The sequence below is a fragment of the Snodgrassella communis genome, from assembly GCF_914768045.1.
Lineage (GTDB): Bacteria > Pseudomonadota > Gammaproteobacteria > Burkholderiales > Neisseriaceae > Snodgrassella > Snodgrassella communis.
The window spans coordinates 192,768-218,267 of record NZ_CAJZCD010000003.1; the positions used below are offsets into that span (position 1 = coordinate 192,768).

Here is a 25,500-nt window from a genome sequence, read left to right on the forward strand (position 1 = left end):
AATGAGTACATAGATAACTAGAGCACCAAAAAAATTCATAAGAATTTGAATTGATTAAAATTTTATTATATATATTACAATATATATTACAATTCGAATCAAAAAAAATAAATTTAAATTACATTTCGATGTATTTTTTAATAAAAAATAGTGCAATTGTAGAAACATCTTTTTAATATTAATACCAAAATTTTGTGCTAAATTAAATGTATATGAATAAGGAGCAGCTATGAATAATAGTGAAATTATTAATATGGAAAACAAGGATTTACACATGGAAAATTCAAATCCAGAAGTCGACAGCCAACTAAAGGGGCATGCTATTGAAAAAAGATCAAGGAAATCTTTAAGAGAGCGTTTAGAGCAAAAATTTAAAGAAACTGATATTAAATCTTATGAAGAAAAGGATTATTGGGATCGAAAAACAATGAATGGTTTTGCCACTATTCCAAGAGTATTACCTATTACGATGCAAATTTTGGATGTCTTAACTAAAGGGAGGCCCATTGGGCATACATATTTTTGCTTATGGGCCAGACAACCAGATTTCAGCTTTATGAAAATTGATAATCCAACAGCATTTGCTATTGAGGCAGGTTTCACTCGTGGAAGAGCAACAGATACATGGAAAACAAGAATGGCTAAATTAGTTGAATACGGCCTAATAAAAAGCTATGAAGGGCATACAGGCCCATACCATTATATATTGCTAAGAGACCCAGTAAAGGTAATGAACGAATTAAATGAAAAAGGAGAATTTCAACAAACTTGTTTAAAACATTTATATGCACGATTTAAAGAAAGAGCTGAAGAAGTAGGGGCAAGTTATGAATAATTGCCCCACCCCAATTGAAACTTTAGTAAAAAAGAAAGGAAGTAAATATGTTGATACAAATCCTTATTGAATTAGGAAAACTCTTCAATTCAATCAGTAATTTTATATCATTTTTAATTTACATATTCAGTAAGTTCTCTTAAGTACTAACAACAACGACAGGGTGCTGCAACACCTTGTCGTTCTGTTTCACTAGTAGTTTAAACAAATTATTTCTTTTTATCCAGCTTTTTAAATTATTGCTCCAACTCGCCTAACAGCAACATTGAAAATATCTAGCAAGCTGGATGATTTGTATAATTTGCCATTTAGAAATGAAATAAATCTAAATAATGTCAGTAATAATTGTATTAAACTAATCACTTTGTATGACAACTTGTGATTTACTATATTCGCAAAAAATTTAAATGCATTATTGAATTGTAATCAAGGATAAACATAGCCACAATAGACAAAATTACATGATAAATAAAACAATTTAAGCTCAACTGCCAATTTGTAGTGGCAAACAATAGCGGAATTGAAAGACCAGAACTAGCAGAACGAAGCTTCACTGCTATTGATTACCATTTGAAAGCTCATTAAATAGCCTATACACACGAACCATATAAAACATAAAACATTAACGCTTGATTTGTCTAGTCCTTCGGACTGCTGAACACATGTAGGGTATTGAATTCATCAGCCTATTTATCAATAAAGCTAGCTGCACCAAACTTACAACGTCATGCGCTTTCAGTAGCACATTTCTGGTAGCGTAGTAATCTGACTGATCTGATCAGGCTACGATTAATAACAGATTTACCAGAAATAAATTTAACAATTACTGTTCATGTATTATCCGGTAAGTGGGTTGATTTTCCTCAGCTTCGATTTTTTTCAGCTTATCGCAACTGGGCGTACCGGCAAAATCTTTAAACGGTGATTCCAGCTCGTTTTTACAACTCTGCTTTAAGCGTACTTTATCAAACTGAGAGGGGTTATATGCAAATACATTGCTAATTGAGAATGAGAACAACATTATCATTGCAATGTAAGTTAAACCAGTTTTCATTCTCTTTATTCCCCCATCAAAAGATAAAAATTAAACCTGTATAGCTCTTGCTTACCTGTTCAAAGCAGCCTGAATGCTAGATAAACTATCCCGAACTGCATAGTGATTAGTATCACTGCCTTGGTATATGGCACGATAGGAACCATAATCAATCACTTTATTAATCATATTACCATTAATAATTGCCTTATTACCATCAGTTGCGGTAACTGTAAAATAAACCATTTCAACCACCTTTAAAAATTAATATTTACATATTAATAATATAATAGCAAATTTATACTAATAAGCCAAGTTTTTATTTAAATAGATTTAAGTTATATTTACCTTAAGTTAATTATTAATTTGTGAAAAAAGAGTTCATTTAAATATAATTTTAAAATTCTTAATTCTGCCTCAGGATAAATAAAGCAATATCAAAATCTACAAAATGCCAATATAGTAATTGTATTAAAACTTATTTATTGTAGTAGCTAAATCTGCTAAAATTATCTACCGAATGTCAGATATCGAAGATATAAGCCTGACTACATAAATTAATTGGCACATATATGCGCACTTAAGGAATAATCCACACCCATTTAATATTTATGCGCCTATCGTCTAGTGGCCGAGGACACTGCCCTTTCACGGCGGCAACCGGGGTTCGAATCCCTGTAGGCGTGCCAAAATCGAATTAAATTGGATTTTATTTTTTACTAAGTATTGTTATTCTTTTCAAGATCAGAAATAATTGAGTTGATAACACTATTTGTGCAAATGGATAGAGCACTATATAAATTAATATTTGAAACGATTTATAACCGTAATAAAAGATTGAATTAATAGCTTTTTGTAAGTAACCATAAAAAACAGCGCTTTTAAGGCGCTGTTTTTTATGGTTTTAAATAACACAATTATTTTTTCATAATTTGTCTAACTAGTATCATTATAGCTGAAACAAAGAAAACCAATCCCAATAATTGACCAATTTTATCCCAGTTGTGCAGATTCAGTGCCAGAGGTGCTTCACCCTCTCCTAAGGCAATGGAAGCAACAATTATCATCGCCATTGCTACGCCAACGATACTTTCACCCACGATCAGACCGGCTGCTAATAAGGTACCACGACGGTCTGTCGCTTTCAATTCACGTTCCTGAATTTTCGGATCTGTATAACGTTTTCTGATATGCCGCATACAGAAATATGAAAGTACGGTGCCGATAAAGATAGGCATATTAACGGAAGCAGGCAGGTAAATACCCATTCCTACTGCCAGTGGAGGTATGCTCCAGCCTGGGCGAAGACGTTTTATTACTATATCCAGAACAATCAGGAATATACCTAAACATACACCAGCCTTGATGTAAATCCATTCCAGATTATGCGAAAAAATGCCTTTGGCAATAGTAGTCATCAGGGTTGCCTGCGGGGCAGAGAGTGCCTGAGTTGGATCCATGCCAGATCGTGGCAAGGCTCCGGTAAAACCATAAGCATTGTAGAGCAGTTCCAGTACTGGTGAAATAACGATGGCACCAACAATACTGCCAATAATCAGTGCTACCTGCTGCCGCCACGGTGTGGCTTGTATCAGATGGCCAGTTTTTAAATCTTGAAGGTTATCATTGGAAATAGTGGAAATAGCCATGACTACTGATGCGGTAAACAGCGCCAGTGCGGTCATAAATTGATTGCCGCCAGCCATGGCAAAAATACCACTAGACTGGCCAATTACCATAAATACCAGAGATATGATAACGATGGACACGATACCGATACTGGATATCGGGCTGGAAGAGGAACCAATCAGGCCGGCCATATAGCCACTGGCTGCGGCCACGAGAAAACCAATGATAAAGGCCATAGCAGTGGCACAGGCCACCAAAGCACAGGCCAGACCAAAAGAAATCGGGGCGCTGGCAATAAAACTGTAAAAGGTAGCAACCAGAATAATCAGGGTTATCAGTATTATCAGCAACATGGTTTTGGGTGATAAATCCTGATTTACCCGTTCCTGTGACTGGTTAGTATCTGAGCCTGAGCTAAAGGCCTGAAAAGATAATTTCATGCCTTCAAGCATGGGTTTGAACAGGGTGATTAATGTCCAGATTGCGGCTACAGCGATGGCACCGGCACCAATATAGCGCACTTTGGTGACCCATAGATTGATGGCGAAATCCACCATCGTAGCATTTTCTGGCATAGGGGTAGTACTGGTGAAATACGGTACAGCGATGCCCCATGAGAAAAACATACCCAGCAATACGGCAATACCACCGGTAATGCCAACCAGCCAGCCGGCACCCAATAAGGCCAGAGAAAATCCCATTGGTACCTGAAACACTGCACTGCCTACTTTAAACCAGGCACTGGCACTTTCGCTGACTACACGCAAGCCACTAACCAGAAAGCTGAAAATACCTGATAGTATGCCGCCGGCAACAATCTGTTTAACCCCGCTTTGCGGTGTGTCGTCTTCGCTTTCCTGTGGTTGATTGTGGTCACCAGCCTTGAGAATTTCGGCTGCCGCCAGACCTTCCGGATAGGGCAAATCACTGTTGACTACGAGCACATGGCGTAATGGAACAGTGAAGATAACACCAAGAATACCACCGGCAATACAAATAAGAGTTGTTTGCCAGAATGGGAATCCCTGCCAGTAGCCAATCATTAGCAGACCAGGTAAAACAAAAATGATTGACGACAAGGTGCCGGCAGCGGATGCCTGTGTTTGCACCATGTTGTTTTCAAGAATATTTGAGCCCTGAAAACATTTCAGTACAGCCATGGATATCACGGCAGCAGGTATGGATGATGCGAATGTCAGGCCAACTTTCAGCCCCAGATACACGTTAGATGCAGTAAATATTACTGTGATTAACGCACCTAAGATCATACCGCGAATGGTAAGCTCCCGGTATTGATCGACCGCCGATGAGGTGGTTGAGGGGTGTTGCATGTAATAACTCCATAAAGATGCGACCCAGAATGATAGCAATAATATTAAAATTTCTGGATATTAATTTATCCTTGCATGACCGCCATTTTGGACAAAAAGCTGCATTGTACAAATTGGTTTGTGTTTTTTCTTTAGATTTTAAGAATGTAGTGTAAATTATGTTTTTTTATTTTTTTAATATGTTAATTAAATTTAAATTTATCCTCACTATCATTCTTCTTTTTCGACGGTGATTTCTTTTCTGGCTGTTTATTGTCAACCATGACGCCGGTGTCTATACTAGCTATTTTTGTCAAGCTGTGTATTTGTCATGTCTTTAGTTCTGGTTTTACAAAACGCTGCTTTGCGCCAGTGTGATTTATCCGCTTTACATACGATTATCCCGCCAACACCAGAGTATACATTTAATGATTCTGTACTGCGTCTGCCGGTAAGTACCGATTTTCAGTTAGCTCAATCAGTGCAGGCTCAATTACTTGAGCAGCAGATTGATTTTGCCATTGTGCCAGACCAGAGTTTTGCTGATTTGGGCTTGATTATCAGCGATATGGATTCCACGCTGATTACGATTGAATGTGTGGATGAAATTGCTGCCGGTGTGGGCTTGCAATCACAGGTTGCGGCTATAACCGAACGCTCTATGCATGGTGAAATTGATTTTGAGCAATCATTACGTGCGCGCGTAGCGTTGTTAAAAGGGTTACCGGTTACTGAGCTACAGCGTGTATATGAAAATGTGCTGAAATTATCACCGGGTGCTCAATGGCTGTTACAGCAGTGTCATGAGTATGACGTGAAGTTTATGCTGGTTTCCGGTGGGTTCACCTATTTTACTGAACGGTTGCAGCGACAATACGAGCTTGACTACACTTTTGCCAATCAGTTAGTGGTAAAAAATGATGCGTTAACCGGTGAACTGGCTGGCAGGATTATCGATGCACAGGCTAAAGCTGATTTACTGGCTGAATATAGAGATAAACTTGGATTGGACAAATTGCAGGTTGTGGCCATGGGTGATGGAGCTAATGATATTCCGATGCTACAGGCGGCCGGCTTTGGTGTGGCTTATCATGCAAAACCAAAAACACAGGCCGCTACTTCAATCAGCGTGCGCTTTGGTGGCCTTGATACTGTGCGCAAGTGGTTCCGCTGATTACAGCTTATCTTCAGCATATTCACGATTAGAAATATCTTTACATATTTAGCGGTATTGCTGAATAAGATTAAATAACTTCAGGCTATGCTGTTTTGTTTTTGCTATCCTTTCTTCTTTGGCTATCTCTGCTACAGGAGAAACACCATACAAAGCAATATAGCCTAAATAATCCATTTGCGCATATTCTGCTGATTTTTTTTCACAGTTTGCAGAAAATCATTGATAAGAAAATGATTTTCTAATTTAAAATTCTCTTCTGGCTGCCCAACAGTCATACTTACTAATAATTTTTTATTTTTCAGTTTATCCTCTTTGAAACCATAAGCAAATTGATAAGTGAATACCTGATCAAACCAGATTTTTAAAATGGCTGGCATATTAAACCAATACATCGGGTACTGGAGGATAATAAGTTTGTGCCTGAGTAAGGCCGCCTGTTCGGCGCTGATATCAATCTGATAGCCAGGATATAAATGATGAATATTCCTGATTTCAAGATCAGGCATTTTTAACACTAACTCTGCACTGATTGCCTTATTCGCTATTGAATGATCAAAATCCGGGTGAGCCAGAATCATAAGTGCCATAATTATCCATTCTTTTCAAAAAAATCTATAACTATCAAATTTGAGAGTTGAATGGCATCATGAATTCGATAAACAGCTGTACTATCTCTTATCTAAGTAAAAACTATCATTGCAGCATTAGTCTGGCCATGAATTTGATTGGCGGTAAGTGGAAAGGCGTGATTCTTTATTATTTGCGTGACAAGTCACAAAGATTTGGTGAGCTCAGAAAAAACATACCCGATATTACGGAGATGACGTTAAGCTTACAGCTCAAACAACTGGAAAGAGATGGTTTGATTTCTCGAACAGTAAAAGGGGATAAACCGCCGATTCAGGTCAACTATGCGCTTACTGATAAAGGCCTGTCGCTTAGTCCGATTTTGTTGGCTTTATCAGAATGGGCAAAAGCGATTAACCACGCTGATTAAATGGCTGTAACCGGTAAATCATCAGACCAGTGTTATCGCCTAAAGCATTTTGGCGGCCACAGTTGGCGGATATTCAGTAGCTTTTATTCATTTTAGATAAGATTAGTTCCAGCATAATTCCTTGATTTAACCATAAGTAAAGTTGACTAAAATTGTCGGGTATTAGATAATTCATCTATTGTCAATCTATTTCGGGTTTTGTCATGCGTTTAACCACCAAAGGGCGCTTTGCTGTTATTGCCATGCTGGATTTAGCCATGCATACGCAATCTGGTGCGGTAAACCTAACGGCGATTAGCGAACGCCAGCGCATTTCCCTGTCTTATCTGGAGCAGTTATTTGGCAAATTACGCCGTGCCGGGCTGGTAGAAAGTATTCGTGGTCCGGGTGGTGGCTATGTTTTAAGTCATGATGCTGCTCAAATTAATATTGCCGACATTATTGCTGCGGCAGAAGACACTCTGGATGCGACGTTATGTGGCGGCAGCGCTGATTGTCAGGATGGTACTCCTTGTCTAACGCATGATTTATGGGCCAACTTGAACAAAACCATAGACAGCTATCTGCGTGGGATTACTTTGCAATGTATTTTGAACCAAGAAACCTACCGTAAGAATAGTAACGAACAAAAAAGCAGCCTTGAGCAGCCGATTACTCTGATAAATCTGCATTAACTCCTGCGCTGCCATGAATATTAAATTAAAGAGAACACGACAATGACCGTAAAACTTCCTATTTATCTGGATTATTCAGCCACTACACCGGTTGACCCGCGTGTGGCAGAAAAAATGATTCCGTACCTGACTGAGTTCTTTGGCAATCCGGCTTCTAACAGCCACAGTTTTGGCTGGCAAGCAGAAGAAGCAGTAGAAAATGCGCGTAATGAAATTGCAGCATTAATTGGTGCTGATTCAAAAGAAATCATTTTCACATCTGGCGCAACTGAATCCGATAATCTGGCCATAAAAGGTGCGGCACAATTTTATGCCAGTAAGGGTAAACATCTGATTACGGTCAAAACGGAACATAAGGCCGTGCTGGACACCATGCGCGAGCTTGAGCGCGAAGGTTTTGAAGTTACCTATCTGGGTGTACAGGAAAATGGTCTGATTGATCTGGCCGAACTAGAGGCAGCTATTCGCCCAGATACAACTCTGGTGAGCGTCATGTGGGTGAATAATGAGATTGGCGTGATTCAGGATATTGCGGCGATTGGTGCCATCTGTGCCGAAAAAGGCATTATTTTTCATGTTGACGCAGCACAGGCTACTGGCAAGGTGCACATCGACGTAAAAGCCAATCAGATTGGTTTATTAAGCATGTCGGCACACAAAACTTACGGACCTAAAGGTATTGGTGCTTTATATGTACGGCGCAAGCCGCGTGTGCGCCTGAATGCGCAGATGCATGGTGGCGGGCATGAGCGCGGGTTTCGTTCCGGTACGCTGGCCACACATCAGATTGTCGGTATGGGCGAAGCATTCCGTCTGGCTCGGTTGGAAATGGATAAGGACAATGCTCATGCCAAGGCACTGCACGAGCGCTTTCTGAATGCCATTAAAGATGTGGAAGAAGTGTATATCAATGGCGACCTGCAACATCGTGTTTATCAGAATCTGAATATCAGCTTCAACTTTGTTGAAGGTGAAAGCCTGATTATGGCGGTTAAGGATATTGCCGTTTCCAGTGGTTCTGCCTGTACATCGGCCAGCCTAGAGCCAAGCTATGTACTGCGTGCATTAGGGCGCAATGACGAACTGGCTCACAGTTCACTGCGCATAACTTTCGGGCGCTTTACTACTGAGGCCGAAGTAGATTATGCCGCAGAACTGATTAAAGCCAAAATCGGTAAATTACGTGAGCTGTCACCATTATGGGAAATGCATCAGGAAGGTATTGATTTGAATACAGTTGAATGGGCAGCTCACTGATTAGCTGACTACTGCCGTGTTTACATCGGCAGATTGGTGCTTAACAGATAATTTAACGGCAAAGAATCTTTATCGAAGCCGAAAATGACAAAAATATAAGGAACACTCTTATGGCCTATAGTGATAAAGTCATTGATCATTATGAAAATCCACGCAATGTCGGTTCTTTTGAAAAGAACGACCAGAATGTAGGCACAGGGATGGTGGGCGCACCTGCCTGTGGAGACGTGATGAAATTACAAATCAAAGTAAGTGATAACGGTATCATTGAAGATGCTAAATTCAAAACTTATGGCTGTGGTTCAGCCATCGCCTCTTCCAGCCTGATTACTGAATGGGTAAAGGGTAAAAGTCTGGATGAAGCACTGGCCATTAAAAACAGTGCTATTGCTGAAGAACTGGCCTTACCTCCGGTAAAAATTCACTGCTCTATTCTGGCCGAAGACGCGATCAAGGCTGCTGTAGCTGATTATCGGAAAAAACATAACGAGTAGTATGATGATTTTTGGCAGTACCGTAAATGATAATGAATCCTCTACTGAAAAAAATGATGATCATGAAATCAATACAGTAAATCCAGACTATGCCAAAATGCGTACCAGACAGTCTTGTCTGGAATGCAGTGAACCGATATCAGCTGAACACCAGCTTCGATATTCTGGTACACACTTTTGCGTTAATTGTGAAGAGAAAATAGAAATTAAACGCTTTTTTCTCTCTTCATATAAACGCCGTTTTAATCGTAATCATAACGATTCCTGAATATGCTTTGCGTTAAATTTCAGGAAAAGTTTTAAACAGGAGAAAACATGATTTCTCTGACTGAAAAAGCTGCCCAGCACATAAGTAACTATCTGACCAAACGTGGTAAAGGCGAAGGTATTCGTCTTGGTGTTAAAAACAGTGGCTGCTCGGGCATGGCTTATACGCTGGAATTTGTTGACCAAATCCAGCCAGAAGACTTACTTTTTGAGCAACACGGCGTCAAAGTATTTATTGATCCCAAAAGCCATGTCTATCTGGATGGAACTGAACTTGATTTCGTCAAAGAAGGTTTGCAGGAAGGTTTTAAATTTGCCAACCCCAATGCCAAAGACGAATGCGGTTGTGGTGAAAGCTTTCACGTTTAAGCAATCAATAGCTGTTTTTTCTGAAGATATTAAATCTGCCAGAAAACCACAGCCACTATCGTTCGGCCATTTCTACTCCAACCCTGTTGTCACCACAAGGTGAACTGCATGAACCAATACTTTGCCCTTTTTCAATTACCTGAACAGTTTGATATTGACGACAAACAGCTGGAGCAGAATTATCGCCTGCTGGCCGCACAGTGCCATCCAGATAAATTTGCAGCCAAAAGTGCTTTCGAACAGAAACAGGCAATGATGTTGGCCACTACGATAAACGAAGCTTATCGTATCCTGAGCAATCCCTTAGATCGTGCCGCATATCTGTTACAACAGCAGAATATTGACGCAGATGCACCGGAACACACTCATTTTCCAGCCGATTTCTTAATGCAACAAATGCAATGGCGTGAAACATTGGAAGACGCCCGAGCCGAAGCGGATGCAGCAACACTACATGAGCTGGCTGCTACGATTCAGCAGGAGCAAAACAAATTGAATCAGGAGCTGATTACCGCTTTCACGCAGAATCAACTGGAAAAAGCGGCCGAGCTGGTACGTCTGGGGCGTTTTTTACAGAAATTACAGACAGAAATTCAGGCAGCACTGCCCTGATATAATCATCGTTATAGCAGCAAACATGGTTTGAAAAAAATCAAATCGTTAAGTCATTTTTAAAATCAGGACAAAATTCAGATTATGGCCTTATTGCAAATTGCCGAGCCCGGCCTATCCTCTGCCCCGCATGAACACCGCCGTGCTGTTGGTATTGACTTAGGTACAACCAATAGTCTGGTGGCAACCATACGCAGTGGCCATGCAGAATGCCTTGCAGATGAACAGGGGCGGATTACACTGCCCTCAGTTGTACGTTATCAACAGGATTGTCCTCCGGAAGTAGGAACAGACGCATTAAAAGCCCAGCGCATTGACCCAGCTAACACCATCAGTTCAGCTAAACGTTTGATTGGCCGTAGCCTAGACGATATCAGAAATCAATCTGAAACCCGCTATTTACCTTATCATTTTACGAATGATGAGCGCATCATCAGTATTCACACTCGCGCCGGTAATAAAACCCCGATTGATGTTTCCGCTGATATCCTGCGTGTTTTGAAAACGCGGGCAGAAAATAGCTTAGGCGGAGAACTTGCCGGTGTCGTAATTACAGTACCAGCTTATTTTGACGATGCACAGCGTCAGGCAACCAAAGATGCCGCCCGGCTGGCAGGTTTGCATGTTTTACGGTTACTTAATGAGCCAACTGCTGCTGCCATTGCCTATGGTCTGGATAATGCCGCAGAAGGAACATTCATTGTTTACGATCTTGGTGGCGGAACATTTGATGTGTCAGTTTTAACCCTAAGCCGCGGCTTATTTGAAGTTAAAGCAACTAATGGCAACAGTGCCTTAGGTGGTGACGACTTCGATCAGCGTCTGTTCTGCTGGTTGCTGGAACAGAATAAACTATCTCAATTAAATGCGCAGGACAGTGCACTATTACAATCGCTCTCGCGTGCAGCCAAAGAAGCCCTGACCAATGAAGCGTCAACCACCATTGCAGCTACCCTCTCCAATGGCCAGCAGATTCTCACTGAAATCAGTCGCGATACCTTCCATCAGCTAACCCAGCCACTGGTGGCCAAAACACTGGAACCAGTTAAACAGGCCATGCGTGATGCCAATATCAGCAAAACTGATATCAAAGGCGTAATCATGGTAGGTGGTGCTACCCGTATGCTACATGTGCAGCAGGCTGTAGCAACTTTCTTTGGTCAAACACCACTGAATAACCTCAATCCCGATGAAGTAGTGGCACTAGGAGCGGCCATGCAGGCTAATGTACTGGCCGGCAATAAAAATGATGATGAGTGGTTACTGCTGGACGTAACCCCATTATCACTCGGTCTAGAAACTTATGGTGGGCTGGTAGAAAAAGTAATTCCGCGTAACAGCACCTTGCCCACTGCCCGTGCTCAAGAATTTACAACTTTTAAAGATGGCCAAACGGCTATGATGATCCATGTGGTTCAAGGCGAACGCGAACTGGTTAGCGATTGTCGCAGTCTGGCACAATTTACCCTGCGCGGCATTCCACCAATGGCGGCCGGAGCAGCTCGCATACGGGTAACATTTCAGGTCGATGCTGATGGCTTATTATCGGTATCTGCCCGCGAACAAACCACAGGCGTACAAGCTCATATTGAAGTGAAACCATCGTATGGCTTAGACGATACCGTCATTACCCAAATGCTGAAAGACAGTTTTACTCATGCACAGGCGGATGCCCAGCAGCGTGCCCGTGCTGAAGCCACAGTAGAAGCAGAAAGCATTATTGCAGCGGTTAGTAGCGCCCTGACACTGGATGCTGATTTACTCAGCAGCGAAGAACAGCAGGCCATTCAGACAGCACTTGACCAAACCCAACACCAGATTAAGCATGGCCATGCACAGGATATCCGCGATGCCATACATAGCCTGAGTCACGCAACTGATGAGTTTGCGGCCAGACGCATGAACCGCAATATTCAGCGCGCCCTACAAGGCAAAAACGTCAGTGAAATCTGAGATTTTCCCGCAGACACATCAAAATGTTTGCCTATACATAGGAGATAACAAAATGTTAAAACTATATTACATAGCTGGTACCTGTTCATTCGTCCCACATGTGGCCCTGCAATGGAGCGGGCTGCAATACACTGCTGAAGAAGTAGGTCGCGACACCGTTAAATCGGCACAATATCTGGCCTTGAATCCACAAGGCCAAGTACCTTTACTTACAGACGGTAACTGGGCACTTAGCCAGAACATAGCCATTATCGATTACATTAATGACCTTGCGCCCGACAAAGGTATTTATGGTGTCGCAGCCAACAATGATCCTAAAGCCCGTGCCAAAGCACGTCAGTGGTTAGCTTTTGCCAATAGTGATTTACATTCAGGATTCAAACCTATTTTTGGTGCAGCCAGAATGATTGAGGGCGAAGAAGCACAAAACAAGCTTAAAACCAATGCCTGTGATGCAGTAGCCAAAATGTTTGCTGGAATTGATCAAGTTGTGGCACAACAGGATTACTTAACCGGGAACAGCATCAGTATTGCCGATGTTTACGTTTATATAGAAATGCGCTGGGCGCAAAGATGTAAAATTGACCTGAGCCAATACCATAACCTGAATGCATTTTATCAGCGCGTAGAAGCTGATGACGGCGTCACCGCTGTATTGAAAGCTCAAAGACTGATTTAATACCAACCTCGGCGTGGCTAATTGCACTTCTTAAAACCAGCCACGCCTGCATTATTTAGAAATACGGAACCACCATGCCCAAAATTACTGTACTGCCTCATCCTCAACTCTGTCCTGAAGGAAAAGTATTAGACAACATTCCCTCAGGAACCAGCATTTGTGATGCATTACTTGAGCATGATATTGAAATTGAACACGCTTGCGAGCAATCCTGTGCCTGTACAACCTGTCATGTTCTTATTCGAACAGGATACGACAACCTGCCTGAACCAACCGAACAGGAAGAAGATTTACTGGATCAGGCTTGGGGGCTGGAAGCAGATTCACGCCTGAGCTGTCAGGCAAAACTGGCTGACCATGACGTCACAATTGAAATCCCCAAATACACCATTAACCACGCGCGTGAAGAGCATTAAAATTAAACCGTATCGGTAAACCACCCTGAAACTTTATATTCCCTTGCCAATCATCCGCATCAATACAGATTTACACCATGAAATGGACTGATATACACCGCATTGCCGAAGAACTGGCAGACCGCCACGAAGACATTGACCCTGTCAACATTCGTTTTACCCAACTGCGCGAACTGATACTGGCCTTACCAGAATTTGATGACAAACCTGAACACTGTGGCGAACGCATACTTGAAGCAATTCAGCAAGCATGGATTGACGAAACTGCCTGAGTCTAACTACATCCAACCACCACAATGCCAGCAACAATTTAATCTCGGCAACAGCACTCAACTATTTGCAGCCAAACCGATTAGCCATTCTACGGAGTAAACATTAGCTTTAGTGAATTGAAAAAAGGAAATAATCATGAGCCTTAAAAACAGATTAATTGAATACACCCAAACATTGACTGATATTCAAATTGATCATCCGTTTAAGAAATTTCCTGATTATAAAGTACTTCGACACAAGAGTAATCGTAAATGGTTTGGCTTAATTATGGTAGTTGAGAAAAATAAATTAGGCATTAACACTAATGACAAAGTGGAAATACTCAATATCAAATCCGATCCAGAACTCATTTCTACCATCAAAAATAGTTCCGGATTATTTCCAGCTTATCATATGAATAAAAATAACTGGCTTACAATATTATTAGACGGTTCGGTACCATTCGAACAAATAATCAGTTTATTAGACTATAGCTACAAATTAACTATTTAAACTTGACGGATAACACTTAACAACAAAATAAATGGCACTGACTAAACTAATAATCAGTGCTTTAAACAACTAACTTCTAAAAATGGAAACTAAAATCGAAATTACAGCATATTTTGTGCACTACTTACCCTGCAAAAATTAATCAATTAGAGTTTAGATTAACAATAAAGAATATTGATCTGCCATCATAGCTAACCAGCTTATCCAACTGGAAAACCTAAACCTTTTCCACTTTTCGGCGTTGCAAACGCCAGCTACAAAACTGCCAGCAGCGATTAAATACATGGCGATAGACCAACACCGCACATAACAAACAGCCACCAGCCGAACCAGCACAAATCAGAAACATAGTTAGCAACTGAAAACGAATTGCCTGATCCGGCGAAGCACCAGCCAGAATCTGCCCAGTAATCATACCCGGCAGGCTTACCAGCCCTACCACACTTAACTGATTAATCGTTGGCAACATACCGGCCACTACCGCCGAGCGCGCAGTATCCCTATACGCTTCCCAGCCTGTTGCCCCCATAGACAGCATCACTTCAACCCGCGCCTGTTGCTGGCGTAAATCCTGCGTTAACCGATCCAAGCACAAAGCTACAGCCGTCAAACAATTACCCAGCACCATGCCTAAAATAGGAATCACATATTGCGGTGAATACCACGGCTGAATATGCAGCACCGCATACAGCCCTACTGCCGCACTCAGCCACGAAGCCAGCCAAACCGAAGATAAAGCATCCCGCGTCAGACCACGATAAACATAGCTACCACGCGAACGCGCCGAAAAACCGGCTATCACAGTCATGACAACAATAATCAGCAGTACCCAATACCATTGATTAGCCGCAAATATCCATTTCAGCAGCAAACCAACAATCGATAATTGCACCACAGCCCGCACTGCCGACACCAAAATACGCTTGGTCAGACCCAGCCTCAGCCATAATGAAACACCGGCACTCACCAGAATCAGTAGCGAAGCCAAAGCCATTTCCGCAATACTAATATCATTAGCCCCTTGCATCATTACCTCCCAGCCTGTGCTGATTTTCGGGTATGAGTAATCCTACCAGCATCCAGATACCAGATTTCATCGCCTACTTCCATCACCTGCTGCTCACTATGCGAAATCCACATATAAGCAGCCTCAGGATTATCCTGCTGCCACTGATTAACCAGTTTCTGTACCGCACGGGCAGAGTCTTCATCCAGCGAAGCGGTTGGTTCATCCAGCAACAAAACCGGTGGCTTTAACTGCAATATGCGCAGCAAACATACCAATTGTGCTTCACCACCAGATAAATCCGTTGCATCACGCTCCAGAAAATTTTCATCCTTGCCCAAATTCTGCAATACTTGTTGCACATAATCTGGCTGAAATTGCTTTTGCTGATAAAAACGCAAAGTAAAAGGCAGCCGCAAATTATCGCGTACAGTACCCGGAATCAGCATAGCCTGTTGCCGGACATAGGCAATCTGGCTGCGATGCTGCGCAATACAGCGTGCATTTAAGCGCACAGGCTGATTATAACGGTACAACGTACCCGCAGCAGGTAAATCCAGCAAGGAAATTGTGCGCAAAAAAACCGATTTTCCTGCCCCTGATGCACCACTGATAGCCACACGCGCGCCAGCCATAAGCTGAAAATCAATATCCTGCAATAGCATCCTGCCATCATCATGAGCGCGCTGATACACACCCTTACCGGATAAAACAAGCGTACTCATGATGAACTACGCAGTTCTTTCGGCAGCACAAACATAATATTTTCCTCCACACCGGCATCCTCAGTCACTGTTGGGTACCCCCAAGAAACAATAGTCTGTACAACATCATTCACCAGCACCTCCGGTGCAGAAGCACCGGCAGTAATGCCTACCCGCTGCTTCCCGCTGAACCACTGCGTTTGCAGACAACCGGCATTGTCAACCATATAAGCATCAACACCAAGTAAAGCTGCAACCTCACGCAAACGATTACTGTTCGAACTATTGGGAGAACCCACCACAATTACCACATCGCAGATCGCAGCAAGCTTCTTTACTGCTTCCTGACGATTAGTGGTTGCATAACAAATATCCTCTTTATGCGGACTTTTAATATTAGGAAAACGCTGTTTCAACGCAGCAATAATCCCACTGGTTTCATCAACCGAAAGCGTTGTCTGGCTCACATGTGCCAGCTTGTCCTCATTACGAACCTCTAAACCGGCCACATCAGCCACTGTTTCCACCAGCAACATCGCACCTGGCGGCAATTGCCCCATCGTCCCTTCAACCTCGGGATGGCCTTTATGGCCAATCATCACAATCTGATAGCCCTGCTCATCAAGCCGTGACACCTCCTTGTGTACCTTGGTCACCAAAGGGCAGGTAGCATCAAAAATACGAAAACCTCGTGCCACCGCCTCCTGTTGTACAGCCTGCGATACACCATGAGCCGAATAAATCAGCGTTGCTTCCGGCGGCACATCATCCAGATTTTCAATAAATACTGCACCCTTATTACGCAGATTATCGACCACAAACTTATTATGTACCACTTCATGCCGTACATAAATCGGTGCACCATATTCCTCCAGTGCCCGTTCCACAATACTGATAGCACGGTCAACACCAGCACAAAATCCACGCGGATTGGCCAGCAAAATCTTCTTGTTACTCATTAAACTTTCCGTTATCTGGCCGATTTCACCACAGACAAATCAATCAGACTGCCTTTCTCTTTTGATGAAAAATACTTTCCAGCACCAGCAACACCGCCCCAACACAAATCAGACTATCAGCAACATTAAATGCCGGATAAAACCAATTATGGTAGTAGAACAGCAGAAAATCAACCACATGCCCATGCACCAGCCGGTCAACTACATTACCAATAGCGCCTCCGATAATCAGCGCAGCAGCTAACTTGCCCATCGCCCCGAATTCATCCCGGATAATAGCTTGCAGCAAGTAAATACAGATAATCAGCGCCAATCCCATAAAAAAGAACTTTTGCCAGCCACCCGCATCAGCAAGAAAACTAAACGCTGCACCCGGGTTGTACACCAAAGTCAAATCAAAAAAACCCGGTATGACCGGCATTCTTTCCAAATATTGCACATGCTGCAAAATCATATACTTCGACAACTGATCAGCTATCAAACCCAAAATGATAATTGCACCATACAAAAACATTTTTTTACGTTGCATAACCTTACCCAAAACCACAACAGGCGTGACCGACCAAATCTGCCACGCCTGAGTTATTCAAATCATACCAGCATAACTGGCAACAAAAGAGCCATCATCCTGCATCAAGCATACAACCGTTGTTCACCAGCACCATCAATATTAAGCGCACAACGACCACAGATAGTCGGGTGCTGCGGGTCTGTACCAACATCATCCGTATAATGCCAACAACGTTCACATTTAGTGCCCTGATCCACAGTCACAGTAGCGGATAGCTCAGCGCCCTCCTCCACCGTTACCTTAGCCACCATCAGCACAAAACGTAGCTCATCACCAAGCGCACTTACAAAAGGCAGCATTTGCGCCGGCACCCGAATAGCTACATCAGCCTGCAATGAAGATCCAACACTTTTGTCAGCACGCAACGACTCAATTGCCCCATTCACCGTATCCCGTACCGCACGCACCGCCTGCCATTTCTGCATCAGCCCAGCCACCTCAGCTTCTGCCATAGACGGGAACACATGCATAGTATGGTACAGCACACTGTCCTCATCATCACCTGTCAATACCGCCCATGCTTCCTCAGCAGTAAAACAAAGAATCGGGCTCAGTAACAACACCAGATTACGCGTAATATGATACAGCGCAGTCTGCGCACTACGACGGCCATGACTATCAGCCTGCATCGTGTACAAACGGTCTTTCAGAATATCCAGATAGAAAGCACCCATATCCTCAGAACAGAAATGCACAATATCCTGTACCGCAAAATGGAATGCATAGCGAGCAAAATAATCACCAGCCACACGTTCCTGTAACTGCTGTGCCAGTACCAGAGCATAACGATCCAGTTCCAGCATATCAGCAACAGCCACAGCATCCGTATCCGGATTAAAATCACTCAGATTGGCCAGCAAAAAGCGCAGCGTATTACGCAAGCGACGATAACTTTCAGAAACTCGTTTCAGAATTTCATCAGAAATTGCCAGCTCACCAGAATAATCCGTAGATGCCACCCATAAACGCAGAATATCCGCGCCCAGACTGTCATTCACCTTTTGCGGTGCGACCACATTACCCACAGATTTAGACATTTTCTGCCCATTACCGTCCACCACAAAACCATGAGTCAACAACTGTTTATACGGAGCACTGCCAACCGTAGCACAGGCAGTCAGCAACGAAGACTGGAACCAGCCACGATGCTGATCCGAACCCTCCAGATACAAATCAGCCGGCCAAGCCAACTCTGGACGCTGGCGCAATACCGCATAATGAGTACTGCCAGAATCAAACCATACATCCAGCGTATCCGGCAACTTGTCATACTCGTCTGCATCTGCGCCTAACAATTCATGCTTGTCCAGCGCAAACCATGCCTCAATCCCGTGCTGCTCAATCCGTTTAGCTACCTCTTCCAGCAACTCAGCTGAACGCGGATGCAGCTGGCCAGTTTCCTTATGCGCAAAAAACGCCATCGGTGTACCCCAGTAACGCTGACGAGATACCACCCAGTCCGGACGCCCTTCAATCATCGCCTCCAGACGTGCACGACCCCAAGCAGGGAAAAACTCAGTTGCATCAACCGCATCCATGGCCTTATTACGCAGCGTTTTACCATCAGCACCATCCTTATCCATACCGATAAACCACTGACCGGTTGCCCGATAGATCAAAGGCGTTTTATGGCGCCAGCAATGCGCATAACTATGCGTAATTTTACCGTTAGAGAGCAACTTACCCTCTTCAGCCACCCAGTCAATCACCACCGGATTACCTTCCCAGACCGTCATACCAGCCACGCGTGGCACATCACTGATATAGCGTCCTTCAGCATTCACCGGGTTATACAACTGAATTCCATAACGCAGACAGGCAAAATAGTCATCCAAACCATGCGCCGGTGCCGTGTGTACCATACCGGTACCAGCCTCAGTAGTCACATGCTCACCCAGCAACACCGGAATATCCCGATCCAAAAATGGATGATTCAAATGCAGATTTTCCAGCTTCCGCCCAGCTACCTCAGCCAGTACCGCCGTATCATCAGCACCAAAGCCATAGCGACCAAAAGCAGCTTCTGCCAGCTCCTTAGCCAGTACCAGCTTACCTTTAGGCGTATCAACCAACTGATAAACCACCTCCGGCCCTACACAAATTGCCTGACTGGCTGGCAAAGTCCATGGCGTTGTCGTCCAGATAACACCATAAGCCTCACCCAATACCTCATTTAAACCAAAAGCCTGCGCCACAGCAGCGTTATCCTTAAACTGATACGCCACATCAATCGCAAAAGACACCTTATCCTTATACTCTACTTCGGCCTCCGCCAAAGAAGAACCACAATCCAGACAGAACTGCACCGGTTTTTCACCACGGTACAAATAACCACCCTGCTGAATCCGGCCCAGAGTACGCACAATATCTGCCTCAGTCTTATAGTCCATAGTCAGATAAGGATGTTCCCAGTCACCCAGCACACCCAGACGCATAAAATCCTGTTTCTGCCGCGCAATCTGTTCGTGCGCATACTCACGGCATAACTCACGGAACTTTGCCGCCGGAATATTCTTGCCATGCTTCTTTTCTACCATCAGCTCAATCGGCAAACCATGACAATCCCAGCCCGGCACATAAGGCGCATCAAATCCGGCCAGCGTCTTACTGCGAATAATAATATCCTTCAACACCTTATTCACAGCATGACCAATATGAATATCACCATTGGCATATGGAGGGCCATCATGCAGAATAAACTTTGGCCGTCCGGCAGCCAGCTTGCGCAGCTTCTGATAACGTTTTTGCTCATACCATGATTTCAGCCAGCTACCTTCACGCTTAGCCAGATTACCGCGCATCGGAAACGGCGTATCCAACAAATTTACAGTTTTACTATAGTCAGTCATGACCTTCTCTTCAAAATATATCTAATTATCTAATAATACAATAACAATACAATTCAACAATTTTTTACGGCCACCCAAATACCATCTGGCAATTCAGGTAGCCTGCCATATTCGCGCCGCATCCATATCAGCAAAAATCTGCGCCTGCAACGCCGTCAGCGAATCAAACTTCAACTCATCACGCAACTTGTGCAAAAAATGCACCTGTAAACGTTGCCCGTATAAATCATCAGCACAATCAAAAATATGCACCTCAAGCTTCTGCTGACTACCCGCAGATACCGTTGGATTTTTACCAAAACTGGCCACGCCCCGCTTACGCCCGAAAGCACCAACCACATCCACCACAAACACCCCGTTTAGCGCATAATGCAAAGCTGGCAAATGTATATTGGCTGTCGGACAACCCAGCTCACGCCCCAGCTTAGCACCATGCTTCACCCGGCCACTGAGCGTATAGTCATGTCCCAGCAACAACCGCGCATAAGCCAGATTACCAGCTGCCAGCGCCATCCGTACCGCCGTACTGGATGCACGCACATCCTCAACCAGCACAGATGGCGTACGCTCCGTTACAAAACTAGTCTGCTCCTGTAACAAAGCAAAATCACCACTGCGGTGTGCGCCAAAACGAAAATCATCACCCACCAGCAAATAGCGCGCAGATAACTGTTTCATCAGCATCTGCCTGATAAAATCCATCGGCTGCATAGATGCAAACTGCTGATTGAACCGCAACACATATACCGCATCCACACAACCACTTGCAGCAAGCAAATTCAACTTATCGCGCAAAGGCGTCAACCGGAAAGGCAAAGTTTTCCCTGCCTGCTGCGCAAAAAACTCCTGAGGTTGCGGCTCAAATATCATTACTACCGAACCAAGCCCGCGCTGACAGGCTTCCTGACGTAAACGCAGTAAAATATGCCGATGCCCACAGTGCACCCCATCAAAATTACCGATTGTTACTGCCGTACCGCCAGACCAACCCGGCTGCTGCCCGCTCCCCAACCAAACTTGCATACAATTCTTGAATGAATCAAATAATAAAACGCACCATTGTAAACATTTCAGCCAACCTTAGCCAGCGTAATTAATCAGCATTTTCCCACCCCATCAACCTGCAAATCTGCTTTATTCTCAATAGCAAACAAATTTCATACAGATAAAACAGCATTTCTTGCTAAAATAGCGGTTATTTAGCGCTAAGGCTTCTCACAGCCAACTGCATGCAACATCTCAAAAACCACATTAGGTAACACAATGGCCTTTCGTTTCGACATCATCTACGAATACCGCGAAATGTTTTATTACGGCGCACTTACCACCCTTGGCGTCACCTTAATCTCCACATTGATGGGCACCTTACTTGGCCTAATATGTGCCATTGCCCGCGTAATCCGCATAGAAAAAGGCGGCTTACCCGTGCGAGCCCTAGTATGGGTATTGCGGCAGATCTCACTACTATATGTCACCATCTTTCGTGGCACACCCTTATTCGTACAGATTTTCATCTGGTACTTCGTCTGGTTTCCGCTCCTTATCAACCCCACCGACGGCCTGATTATCAGCGGCGATCTCGCCATCGAACTGCGCCGCAACTATGGTGCACTCATTGCCGGTATACTGGCACTTTCCGTTAACTCTGGTGCCTACATCACCGAAATCTTCCGCGCAGGCATCCAATCAATTGATCGCGGCCAGTTTGAAGCATCTCGCTCCCTTGGTCTCAGCTACACACAAGCCATGCGCTACGTCATCCTGCCCCAAGCCATCCGTCGCATGCTGCCACCGATTGGGAACGAATTCATCACCCTACTTAAAGACAGCTCCCTGCTTTCAGCCATCGCCGTTGCCGAGCTCGCCTTTGCCGCCCGAGCCGCAGCCGGACGTTACCTTACCTACGACACCCCGCTTTACACAATTGCCATCATTTACCTGATTATGACCATAGCCCTAAGCTGGTTCTTCTCATCGCTGGAGAAAAAATACAATAAAGGCTATCAGCATTAACTCATAATCATTGCAAGAAAATAAACAAAACCAATTAGACAGGGCTGCCGGATTTATCCGGCAGCCCTGTCTTTATTCAACTCCTACCAAAACATCTGCTTAACAAGCAATAAAAATAATTAACCGCCATCTGTCAATAGTGAACACATTAAATATAACTAATAAAATTATTCAATACTTGACTTTAATTAAAGAAATTGCTTAACTAATTATCTACATACCTATCTCAATAAGATGAAAGAGAGGAACCATGAAAGCCGTCAGATTACACGCCAAAAATGATATACGCATAGACGAAATCGAAAAACCAAAGCCCAAAGCTGGTGAAATACTAATTAAAATCGGCGCAGCAGGTGTTTGTCATTCCGATTTACACCTGATTCATATGGGCATACCTGATGGAGCACCACCATTTACCCTCGGGCACGAAAACGCCGGCTGGATTGCTGAGCTGGGCGAAGGAGTTACAGACTTTCAAATAGGCGAAGCCGTCATGGTCTATGGACCATGGGGCTGCGGCCACTGCGCACCCTGTCAACAATCCATGGAAAACTACTGTGAACACCAGTCCGAATCTCCCATTCTCGGTGGCGGTCTGGGTACCAATGGCGGCATGGCCGAATACATGATTGTCCCGTCCAGTCGTTTACTGATCCCCCTGCATGAATTGCAACCAGAACAAGTTGCCCCCCTTTCCGATGCAGCACTAACCCCATACCATGCAATCAAACGTTCCAGCAGCAAAATAACACCCTCATCTTTCGTCTTCGTCATAGGTATTGGCGGTTTAGGACATATGGCCGTACAAATCCTGAAAAAAGTATATTCTGCCACCATTATTGCGGGTGATATTGCCGACGACAAACTGGAATTAGCCAAAAAATACGGTGCAGATTACGTAGTCCGTACCGATAGAGACACCAATAGCATCGTCGAAGAAATTACCCACATCACTGGCGTCAAAAAATGTGCCGTTGTACTCGACTTTGTAGGTAATAATCCAACTCTGGCCTTAGGTGCACAAACAGTCGGCTTAAACGGAGACTGGACAGTAGTCGGACTGGGAGGCGGCAAACTCGATTGGCACTGCATGAACCAGCCATGGGGCGCATCACTCAGTACCCCTTACTGGGGTTCACGCGTCGAACTAATGGAAGTACTGGATTTGAAAAGAAAAGGCCTTATCGACATCGAATACACCACCTATCCCTTGTCTCAAGCCCTAGAAATATACGACAAACTCGCTAAAGGACAAATCAAAGGCAGAGCCGTACTAACTCCTTAACCTCCTTAACAACAAACGGGCTGAGAGATTTTATCAACCTCAGCCCGTTTTACATATAAAACATCCACCCGCTTATAACCATTTAAACTGAATCATTTACCACTCACCATCCAAAAAATCATCCAGTGCATCTTGTATAGAAAGAAGCCACGCCAGAAAAAGCGAGTCTATTTCCGCAATAACCTGTTCGGAATATTATTGTTTCTGATCTAAAATATTCTTAATCACATCATCTTCATAAATATAATCCAGCGTCACCACAGCAAACTAGTGCTCACCTAATCATTCAATAATATTTGCTCAACATAAACAATCATTATATTTCAACAAAACCTTATATTCTATAAACATAGCTTACCCACAGTTACATAACTTGTTCATTCAACTCCAGATAAACTACACATCTATCCGTTCATAACACCACTAATTGAACTCATCCCAAAAGCCAAAGCAAATTGCAGATATTCCCGTTTATATGAATCCACATACCGCATAAACTTCTTATCATCATTAACAATATCCGAAACACATTGCAGCATCTGCATATGGCTGCCACTTGTCAAAGCATGTATTATCTCCGCAATAAAATCAATATCAGTAACATCAACAAATGGAAAACCAAAATGACGAACAAAACCAACCAGACCAGTAAATTTCTAAGCTACATATTAAGACACCAGCCCGAAGCCATAGGTCTTACCCTAAATCCAGATGGGTGGGTAAACATCGATATCCTAATAAAACAGGCAAATCTACACGGAGAAACATTAAACAGAGAAATAATTGACCAAATAGTACAGACCAGCGATAAAAAACGTTTCACCATTTCCGAAAATGGCCAGAACATCCGCGCAGCGCAAGGACACTCCACCAAACAGGTTGATATAGCATATAGCGAGCAGAAACCCCCTGAATTTCTATATCACGGTACAGCTACAAGATTCTTAAACTCAATAAACCAGCAAGGGCTGCTACCGGGGAGCCGTCATTATGTACATCTGTCTACCAATGCCGAAACCGCAGCCACAGTCGGCGCGCGTCATGGAAAACCCATTATTTTGCAAATAAACGCTTTAACCATGTTTCAAGCAGGCTATAAATTCTATCTGGCCGATAATGGCGTATGGCTAACCCAAACCATACCGGCAAAATATTTCCATTTATATCAGCACAGAAATCAGCCTGATGCAACAGTATCAGACTTATAAATAGCCCTAAGAGTACAACCACAGAATAAGAGCAGAAAATATTAACCTATTCAATATCAAAATTTTTAAAACAAAGCGACTCAAATACTATCCCTTTATCGCACCAGTAAACATAAATCTCAGAATTCATGCCAAATAAAATACTCATATCAAACATATTTCAAAAACTTATAATTTTGATTTTAAATTTTCCAAAATTTCAATCGAAGTATTCAACTCATCGAAAGGTTCAAACTCATCCCTTAATTTATAAAGCACAGACAATGGATAGGCTACACTAATTCATACAACTTTTTTAGGGGGTAAGGTAAACTTAACTCTAAAAAAGAAAAAATGATGAATCAACAAAAACGCGCACGACGCTCTTTTAGTGCTGATTTCAAAGCACAAATGGTTAAACTTTATCAGCAAGGAAAATCGCGCAGTGAATTGGTCAAG

General features: G+C 43.3%; 28 protein-coding genes and 1 tRNA gene. 18 read left to right on the top strand and 11 right to left on the bottom strand.

Annotation, left to right across the window (positions count from 1 at the left end; translation table 11 throughout):
- The first annotated feature begins 229 nt into the window (after nucleotides 1-229).
- Complete coding sequence (locus MJ761_RS05105) at nucleotides 230-835, top strand: DUF503 domain-containing protein (protein WP_093092219.1); 606 nt, start codon at nucleotides 230-232, stop codon at nucleotides 833-835.
- 823 nt (nucleotides 836-1,658) lie between these two features.
- On the opposite strand, the gene MJ761_RS05110 is transcribed toward MJ761_RS05105, so the two are convergent.
- Both MJ761_RS05110 and MJ761_RS05115 read right to left on the bottom strand, forming a co-directional pair.
- Nucleotides 1,659-1,889 carry a hypothetical protein gene (locus MJ761_RS05110; RefSeq protein ID WP_093092221.1) on the bottom strand — a complete coding sequence of 77 codons (231 nt, stop codon included), beginning with the start codon at nucleotides 1,887-1,889 and terminating at the stop codon, nucleotides 1,659-1,661.
- 51 nt (nucleotides 1,890-1,940) lie between these two features.
- Nucleotides 1,941-2,114 carry a hypothetical protein gene (locus MJ761_RS05115; RefSeq protein ID WP_176715071.1) on the bottom strand — a complete coding sequence of 58 codons (174 nt, stop codon included), beginning with the start codon at nucleotides 2,112-2,114 and terminating at the stop codon, nucleotides 1,941-1,943.
- A 367-nt stretch (nucleotides 2,115-2,481) separates the two neighbouring features.
- Here MJ761_RS05115 and MJ761_RS05120 point away from each other — a divergent pair.
- Nucleotides 2,482-2,557, top strand: a tRNA-Glu gene (locus MJ761_RS05120).
- Nucleotides 2,558-2,785: 228 nt separating this feature from the next.
- On the opposite strand, the gene MJ761_RS05125 is transcribed toward MJ761_RS05120, so the two are convergent.
- Nucleotides 2,786-4,828 (bottom strand): OPT family oligopeptide transporter, encoded by a 2,043-nt coding sequence (locus tag MJ761_RS05125; protein ID WP_093092223.1) that lies wholly within the window; start codon nucleotides 4,826-4,828, stop codon nucleotides 2,786-2,788.
- Nucleotides 4,829-5,138: 310 nt separating this feature from the next.
- Here MJ761_RS05125 and serB point away from each other — a divergent pair, with 310 nt between their 5' ends.
- Nucleotides 5,139-5,981 carry a phosphoserine phosphatase SerB gene (gene serB / locus MJ761_RS05130; RefSeq protein WP_093092225.1) on the top strand — a complete coding sequence of 281 codons (843 nt, stop codon included), beginning with the start codon at nucleotides 5,139-5,141 and terminating at the stop codon, nucleotides 5,979-5,981.
- 48 nt (nucleotides 5,982-6,029) lie between these two features.
- Here the strand turns inward: serB and MJ761_RS10865 are convergent, their stop codons facing one another.
- Together MJ761_RS10865 and MJ761_RS05135 are read right to left on the bottom strand one after the other, a co-directional pair.
- Nucleotides 6,030-6,158: a hypothetical protein gene (locus MJ761_RS10865; protein ID WP_255356352.1), complete on the bottom strand. Its 129-nt coding sequence runs from the start codon at nucleotides 6,156-6,158 to the stop codon at nucleotides 6,030-6,032.
- Nucleotides 6,146-6,571: an NAD(P)H-dependent oxidoreductase gene (locus MJ761_RS05135; RefSeq protein ID WP_218060212.1), complete on the bottom strand. Its 426-nt coding sequence runs from the start codon at nucleotides 6,569-6,571 to the stop codon at nucleotides 6,146-6,148. The genes MJ761_RS10865 and MJ761_RS05135 overlap by 13 nt, the downstream gene beginning before the upstream one ends.
- Nucleotides 6,572-6,630: 59 nt before the next feature.
- On the opposite strand from MJ761_RS05135, the gene MJ761_RS05140 reads away from it, so the two are divergent.
- From MJ761_RS05140 to MJ761_RS05195, 12 genes are all read left to right on the top strand, one after another.
- Nucleotides 6,631-6,981, top strand: coding sequence for a winged helix-turn-helix transcriptional regulator (locus MJ761_RS05140; protein WP_218060213.1), 351 nt, complete (start codon nucleotides 6,631-6,633; stop codon nucleotides 6,979-6,981).
- A 203-nt stretch (nucleotides 6,982-7,184) separates the two neighbouring features.
- Nucleotides 7,185-7,655, top strand: a complete 471-nt coding sequence (locus tag MJ761_RS05145) for an Rrf2 family transcriptional regulator (RefSeq protein WP_093092227.1) — start codon at nucleotides 7,185-7,187, stop codon at nucleotides 7,653-7,655.
- A gap of 42 nt (nucleotides 7,656-7,697) precedes the next feature.
- Nucleotides 7,698-8,912, top strand: a complete 1,215-nt coding sequence (locus MJ761_RS05150; RefSeq protein WP_093092229.1) for an IscS subfamily cysteine desulfurase — start codon at nucleotides 7,698-7,700, stop codon at nucleotides 8,910-8,912.
- A gap of 110 nt (nucleotides 8,913-9,022) precedes the next feature.
- On the top strand, nucleotides 9,023-9,406 hold the full coding sequence (iscU, locus tag MJ761_RS05155) for a Fe-S cluster assembly scaffold IscU (protein WP_093092231.1): 384 nt from the start codon (nucleotides 9,023-9,025) through the stop codon (nucleotides 9,404-9,406).
- A gap of 1 nt (nucleotide 9,407) precedes the next feature.
- Nucleotides 9,408-9,674: a TraR/DksA C4-type zinc finger protein gene (locus MJ761_RS05160; RefSeq protein WP_093092233.1), complete on the top strand. Its 267-nt coding sequence runs from the start codon at nucleotides 9,408-9,410 to the stop codon at nucleotides 9,672-9,674.
- Nucleotides 9,675-9,721: 47 nt separating this feature from the next.
- Nucleotides 9,722-10,042 carry an iron-sulfur cluster assembly protein IscA gene (gene iscA / locus MJ761_RS05165; protein WP_037404897.1) on the top strand — a complete coding sequence of 107 codons (321 nt, stop codon included), beginning with the start codon at nucleotides 9,722-9,724 and terminating at the stop codon, nucleotides 10,040-10,042.
- A 108-nt stretch (nucleotides 10,043-10,150) separates the two neighbouring features.
- Complete coding sequence (hscB, locus tag MJ761_RS05170; RefSeq protein ID WP_093092235.1) at nucleotides 10,151-10,654, top strand: Fe-S protein assembly co-chaperone HscB; 504 nt, start codon at nucleotides 10,151-10,153, stop codon at nucleotides 10,652-10,654.
- 84 nt (nucleotides 10,655-10,738) lie between these two features.
- Entirely contained in the window at nucleotides 10,739-12,607 is a 1,869-nt protein-coding gene (gene hscA / locus MJ761_RS05175; protein ID WP_093092238.1) for a Fe-S protein assembly chaperone HscA, read from the top strand.
- Between the two features lie 52 nt (nucleotides 12,608-12,659).
- Nucleotides 12,660-13,286: a glutathione S-transferase family protein gene (locus tag MJ761_RS05180; RefSeq protein WP_093092240.1), complete on the top strand. Its 627-nt coding sequence runs from the start codon at nucleotides 12,660-12,662 to the stop codon at nucleotides 13,284-13,286.
- Between the two features lie 74 nt (nucleotides 13,287-13,360).
- Entirely contained in the window at nucleotides 13,361-13,702 is a 342-nt protein-coding gene (gene fdx, locus MJ761_RS05185) for an ISC system 2Fe-2S type ferredoxin (protein ID WP_093092242.1), read from the top strand.
- 77 nt (nucleotides 13,703-13,779) lie between these two features.
- Nucleotides 13,780-13,974 (top strand): Fe-S cluster assembly protein IscX, encoded by a 195-nt coding sequence (iscX, locus tag MJ761_RS05190; protein ID WP_037404892.1) that lies wholly within the window; start codon nucleotides 13,780-13,782, stop codon nucleotides 13,972-13,974.
- Nucleotides 13,975-14,110: 136 nt separating this feature from the next.
- A complete protein-coding gene (locus MJ761_RS05195; RefSeq protein ID WP_093092244.1) occupies nucleotides 14,111-14,467 on the top strand; it encodes an MmcQ/YjbR family DNA-binding protein in 357 nt (118 codons plus the stop codon).
- 217 nt (nucleotides 14,468-14,684) lie between these two features.
- Here MJ761_RS05195 and MJ761_RS05200 read toward each other — a convergent pair whose 3' ends face one another.
- The 6 genes from MJ761_RS05200 to ribF all read right to left on the bottom strand — a co-directional run bounded on the left by MJ761_RS05200 (nucleotide 14,685) and on the right by ribF (nucleotide 21,579).
- Nucleotides 14,685-15,497: an ABC transporter permease gene (locus tag MJ761_RS05200; protein WP_218060214.1), complete on the bottom strand. Its 813-nt coding sequence runs from the start codon at nucleotides 15,495-15,497 to the stop codon at nucleotides 14,685-14,687.
- Nucleotides 15,497-16,198 (bottom strand): ABC transporter ATP-binding protein, encoded by a 702-nt coding sequence (locus tag MJ761_RS05205; RefSeq protein WP_093092246.1) that lies wholly within the window; start codon nucleotides 16,196-16,198, stop codon nucleotides 15,497-15,499. The genes MJ761_RS05200 and MJ761_RS05205 overlap by 1 nt, the downstream gene beginning before the upstream one ends.
- Nucleotides 16,195-17,136, bottom strand: coding sequence for a 4-hydroxy-3-methylbut-2-enyl diphosphate reductase (ispH, locus tag MJ761_RS05210; RefSeq protein WP_093092248.1), 942 nt, complete (start codon nucleotides 17,134-17,136; stop codon nucleotides 16,195-16,197). Before ispH ends, MJ761_RS05205 begins: the two co-directional genes overlap by 4 nt.
- Nucleotides 17,137-17,179: 43 nt before the next feature.
- Nucleotides 17,180-17,665 carry a signal peptidase II gene (gene lspA / locus MJ761_RS05215; protein WP_037404887.1) on the bottom strand — a complete coding sequence of 162 codons (486 nt, stop codon included), beginning with the start codon at nucleotides 17,663-17,665 and terminating at the stop codon, nucleotides 17,180-17,182.
- A gap of 104 nt (nucleotides 17,666-17,769) precedes the next feature.
- A complete protein-coding gene (ileS, locus tag MJ761_RS05220) occupies nucleotides 17,770-20,556 on the bottom strand; it encodes an isoleucine--tRNA ligase (RefSeq protein WP_093092250.1) in 2,787 nt (928 codons plus the stop codon).
- Between the two features lie 93 nt (nucleotides 20,557-20,649).
- The gene (gene ribF, locus MJ761_RS05225; RefSeq protein WP_093092252.1) at nucleotides 20,650-21,579 is read right to left on the bottom strand and encodes a bifunctional riboflavin kinase/FAD synthetase; all 930 of its coding nucleotides are present in this window, start codon (nucleotides 21,577-21,579) and stop codon (nucleotides 20,650-20,652) included.
- 240 nt (nucleotides 21,580-21,819) lie between these two features.
- On the opposite strand from ribF, the gene MJ761_RS05230 reads away from it, so the two are divergent.
- The 3 genes from MJ761_RS05230 (at nucleotide 21,820) to MJ761_RS05240 (ending at nucleotide 25,062) form a co-directional block, all read left to right on the top strand.
- Entirely contained in the window at nucleotides 21,820-22,569 is a 750-nt protein-coding gene (locus MJ761_RS05230) for an amino acid ABC transporter permease (RefSeq protein WP_093092254.1), read from the top strand.
- Between the two features lie 250 nt (nucleotides 22,570-22,819).
- Complete coding sequence (locus tag MJ761_RS05235; protein WP_093092256.1) at nucleotides 22,820-23,854, top strand: NAD(P)-dependent alcohol dehydrogenase; 1,035 nt, start codon at nucleotides 22,820-22,822, stop codon at nucleotides 23,852-23,854.
- A gap of 623 nt (nucleotides 23,855-24,477) precedes the next feature.
- Nucleotides 24,478-25,062: an RNA 2'-phosphotransferase gene (locus tag MJ761_RS05240; protein WP_093092277.1), complete on the top strand. Its 585-nt coding sequence runs from the start codon at nucleotides 24,478-24,480 to the stop codon at nucleotides 25,060-25,062.
- Nucleotides 25,063-25,500 lie beyond the last annotated feature (438 nt).

Coding starts and splice junctions, on each gene's coding strand:
- iscA (WP_037404897.1), top strand. CDS start 9,722: ATGATTTCTCTGACTGAAAAAGCTGCCCAGCACATAAGTAACTATCTG.
- hscA (WP_093092238.1), top strand. CDS start 10,739: ATGGCCTTATTGCAAATTGCCGAGCCCGGCCTATCCTCTGCCCCGCAT.
- iscX (WP_037404892.1), top strand. CDS start 13,780: ATGAAATGGACTGATATACACCGCATTGCCGAAGAACTGGCAGACCGC.
- ribF (WP_093092252.1), bottom strand. CDS start 21,579: ATGCAAGTTTGGTTGGGGAGCGGGCAGCAGCCGGGTTGGTCTGGCGGT.
- lspA (WP_037404887.1), bottom strand. CDS start 17,665: ATGCAACGTAAAAAAATGTTTTTGTATGGTGCAATTATCATTTTGGGT.
- MJ761_RS05160 (WP_093092233.1), top strand. CDS start 9,408: ATGATGATTTTTGGCAGTACCGTAAATGATAATGAATCCTCTACTGAA.
- MJ761_RS05145 (WP_093092227.1), top strand. CDS start 7,185: ATGCGTTTAACCACCAAAGGGCGCTTTGCTGTTATTGCCATGCTGGAT.
- hscB (WP_093092235.1), top strand. CDS start 10,151: ATGAACCAATACTTTGCCCTTTTTCAATTACCTGAACAGTTTGATATT.
- MJ761_RS05230 (WP_093092254.1), top strand. CDS start 21,820: ATGGCCTTTCGTTTCGACATCATCTACGAATACCGCGAAATGTTTTAT.
- MJ761_RS05240 (WP_093092277.1), top strand. CDS start 24,478: ATGACGAACAAAACCAACCAGACCAGTAAATTTCTAAGCTACATATTA.
- MJ761_RS10865 (WP_255356352.1), bottom strand. CDS start 6,158: ATGGATTATTTAGGCTATATTGCTTTGTATGGTGTTTCTCCTGTAGCA.
- MJ761_RS05195 (WP_093092244.1), top strand. CDS start 14,111: ATGAGCCTTAAAAACAGATTAATTGAATACACCCAAACATTGACTGAT.
- MJ761_RS05180 (WP_093092240.1), top strand. CDS start 12,660: ATGTTAAAACTATATTACATAGCTGGTACCTGTTCATTCGTCCCACAT.
- MJ761_RS05115 (WP_176715071.1), bottom strand. CDS start 2,114: ATGGTTTATTTTACAGTTACCGCAACTGATGGTAATAAGGCAATTATT.
- MJ761_RS05235 (WP_093092256.1), top strand. CDS start 22,820: ATGAAAGCCGTCAGATTACACGCCAAAAATGATATACGCATAGACGAA.
- MJ761_RS05140 (WP_218060213.1), top strand. CDS start 6,631: ATGAATTCGATAAACAGCTGTACTATCTCTTATCTAAGTAAAAACTAT.
- ispH (WP_093092248.1), bottom strand. CDS start 17,136: ATGAGTAACAAGAAGATTTTGCTGGCCAATCCGCGTGGATTTTGTGCT.
- MJ761_RS05205 (WP_093092246.1), bottom strand. CDS start 16,198: ATGAGTACGCTTGTTTTATCCGGTAAGGGTGTGTATCAGCGCGCTCAT.
- MJ761_RS05125 (WP_093092223.1), bottom strand. CDS start 4,828: ATGCAACACCCCTCAACCACCTCATCGGCGGTCGATCAATACCGGGAG.
- serB (WP_093092225.1), top strand. CDS start 5,139: ATGTCTTTAGTTCTGGTTTTACAAAACGCTGCTTTGCGCCAGTGTGAT.
- MJ761_RS05105 (WP_093092219.1), top strand. CDS start 230: ATGAATAATAGTGAAATTATTAATATGGAAAACAAGGATTTACACATG.
- MJ761_RS05150 (WP_093092229.1), top strand. CDS start 7,698: ATGACCGTAAAACTTCCTATTTATCTGGATTATTCAGCCACTACACCG.
- MJ761_RS05200 (WP_218060214.1), bottom strand. CDS start 15,497: ATGATGCAAGGGGCTAATGATATTAGTATTGCGGAAATGGCTTTGGCT.
- fdx (WP_093092242.1), top strand. CDS start 13,361: ATGCCCAAAATTACTGTACTGCCTCATCCTCAACTCTGTCCTGAAGGA.
- MJ761_RS05135 (WP_218060212.1), bottom strand. CDS start 6,571: ATGGCACTTATGATTCTGGCTCACCCGGATTTTGATCATTCAATAGCG.
- MJ761_RS05110 (WP_093092221.1), bottom strand. CDS start 1,889: ATGAAAACTGGTTTAACTTACATTGCAATGATAATGTTGTTCTCATTC.
- iscU (WP_093092231.1), top strand. CDS start 9,023: ATGGCCTATAGTGATAAAGTCATTGATCATTATGAAAATCCACGCAAT.
- ileS (WP_093092250.1), bottom strand. CDS start 20,556: ATGACTGACTATAGTAAAACTGTAAATTTGTTGGATACGCCGTTTCCG.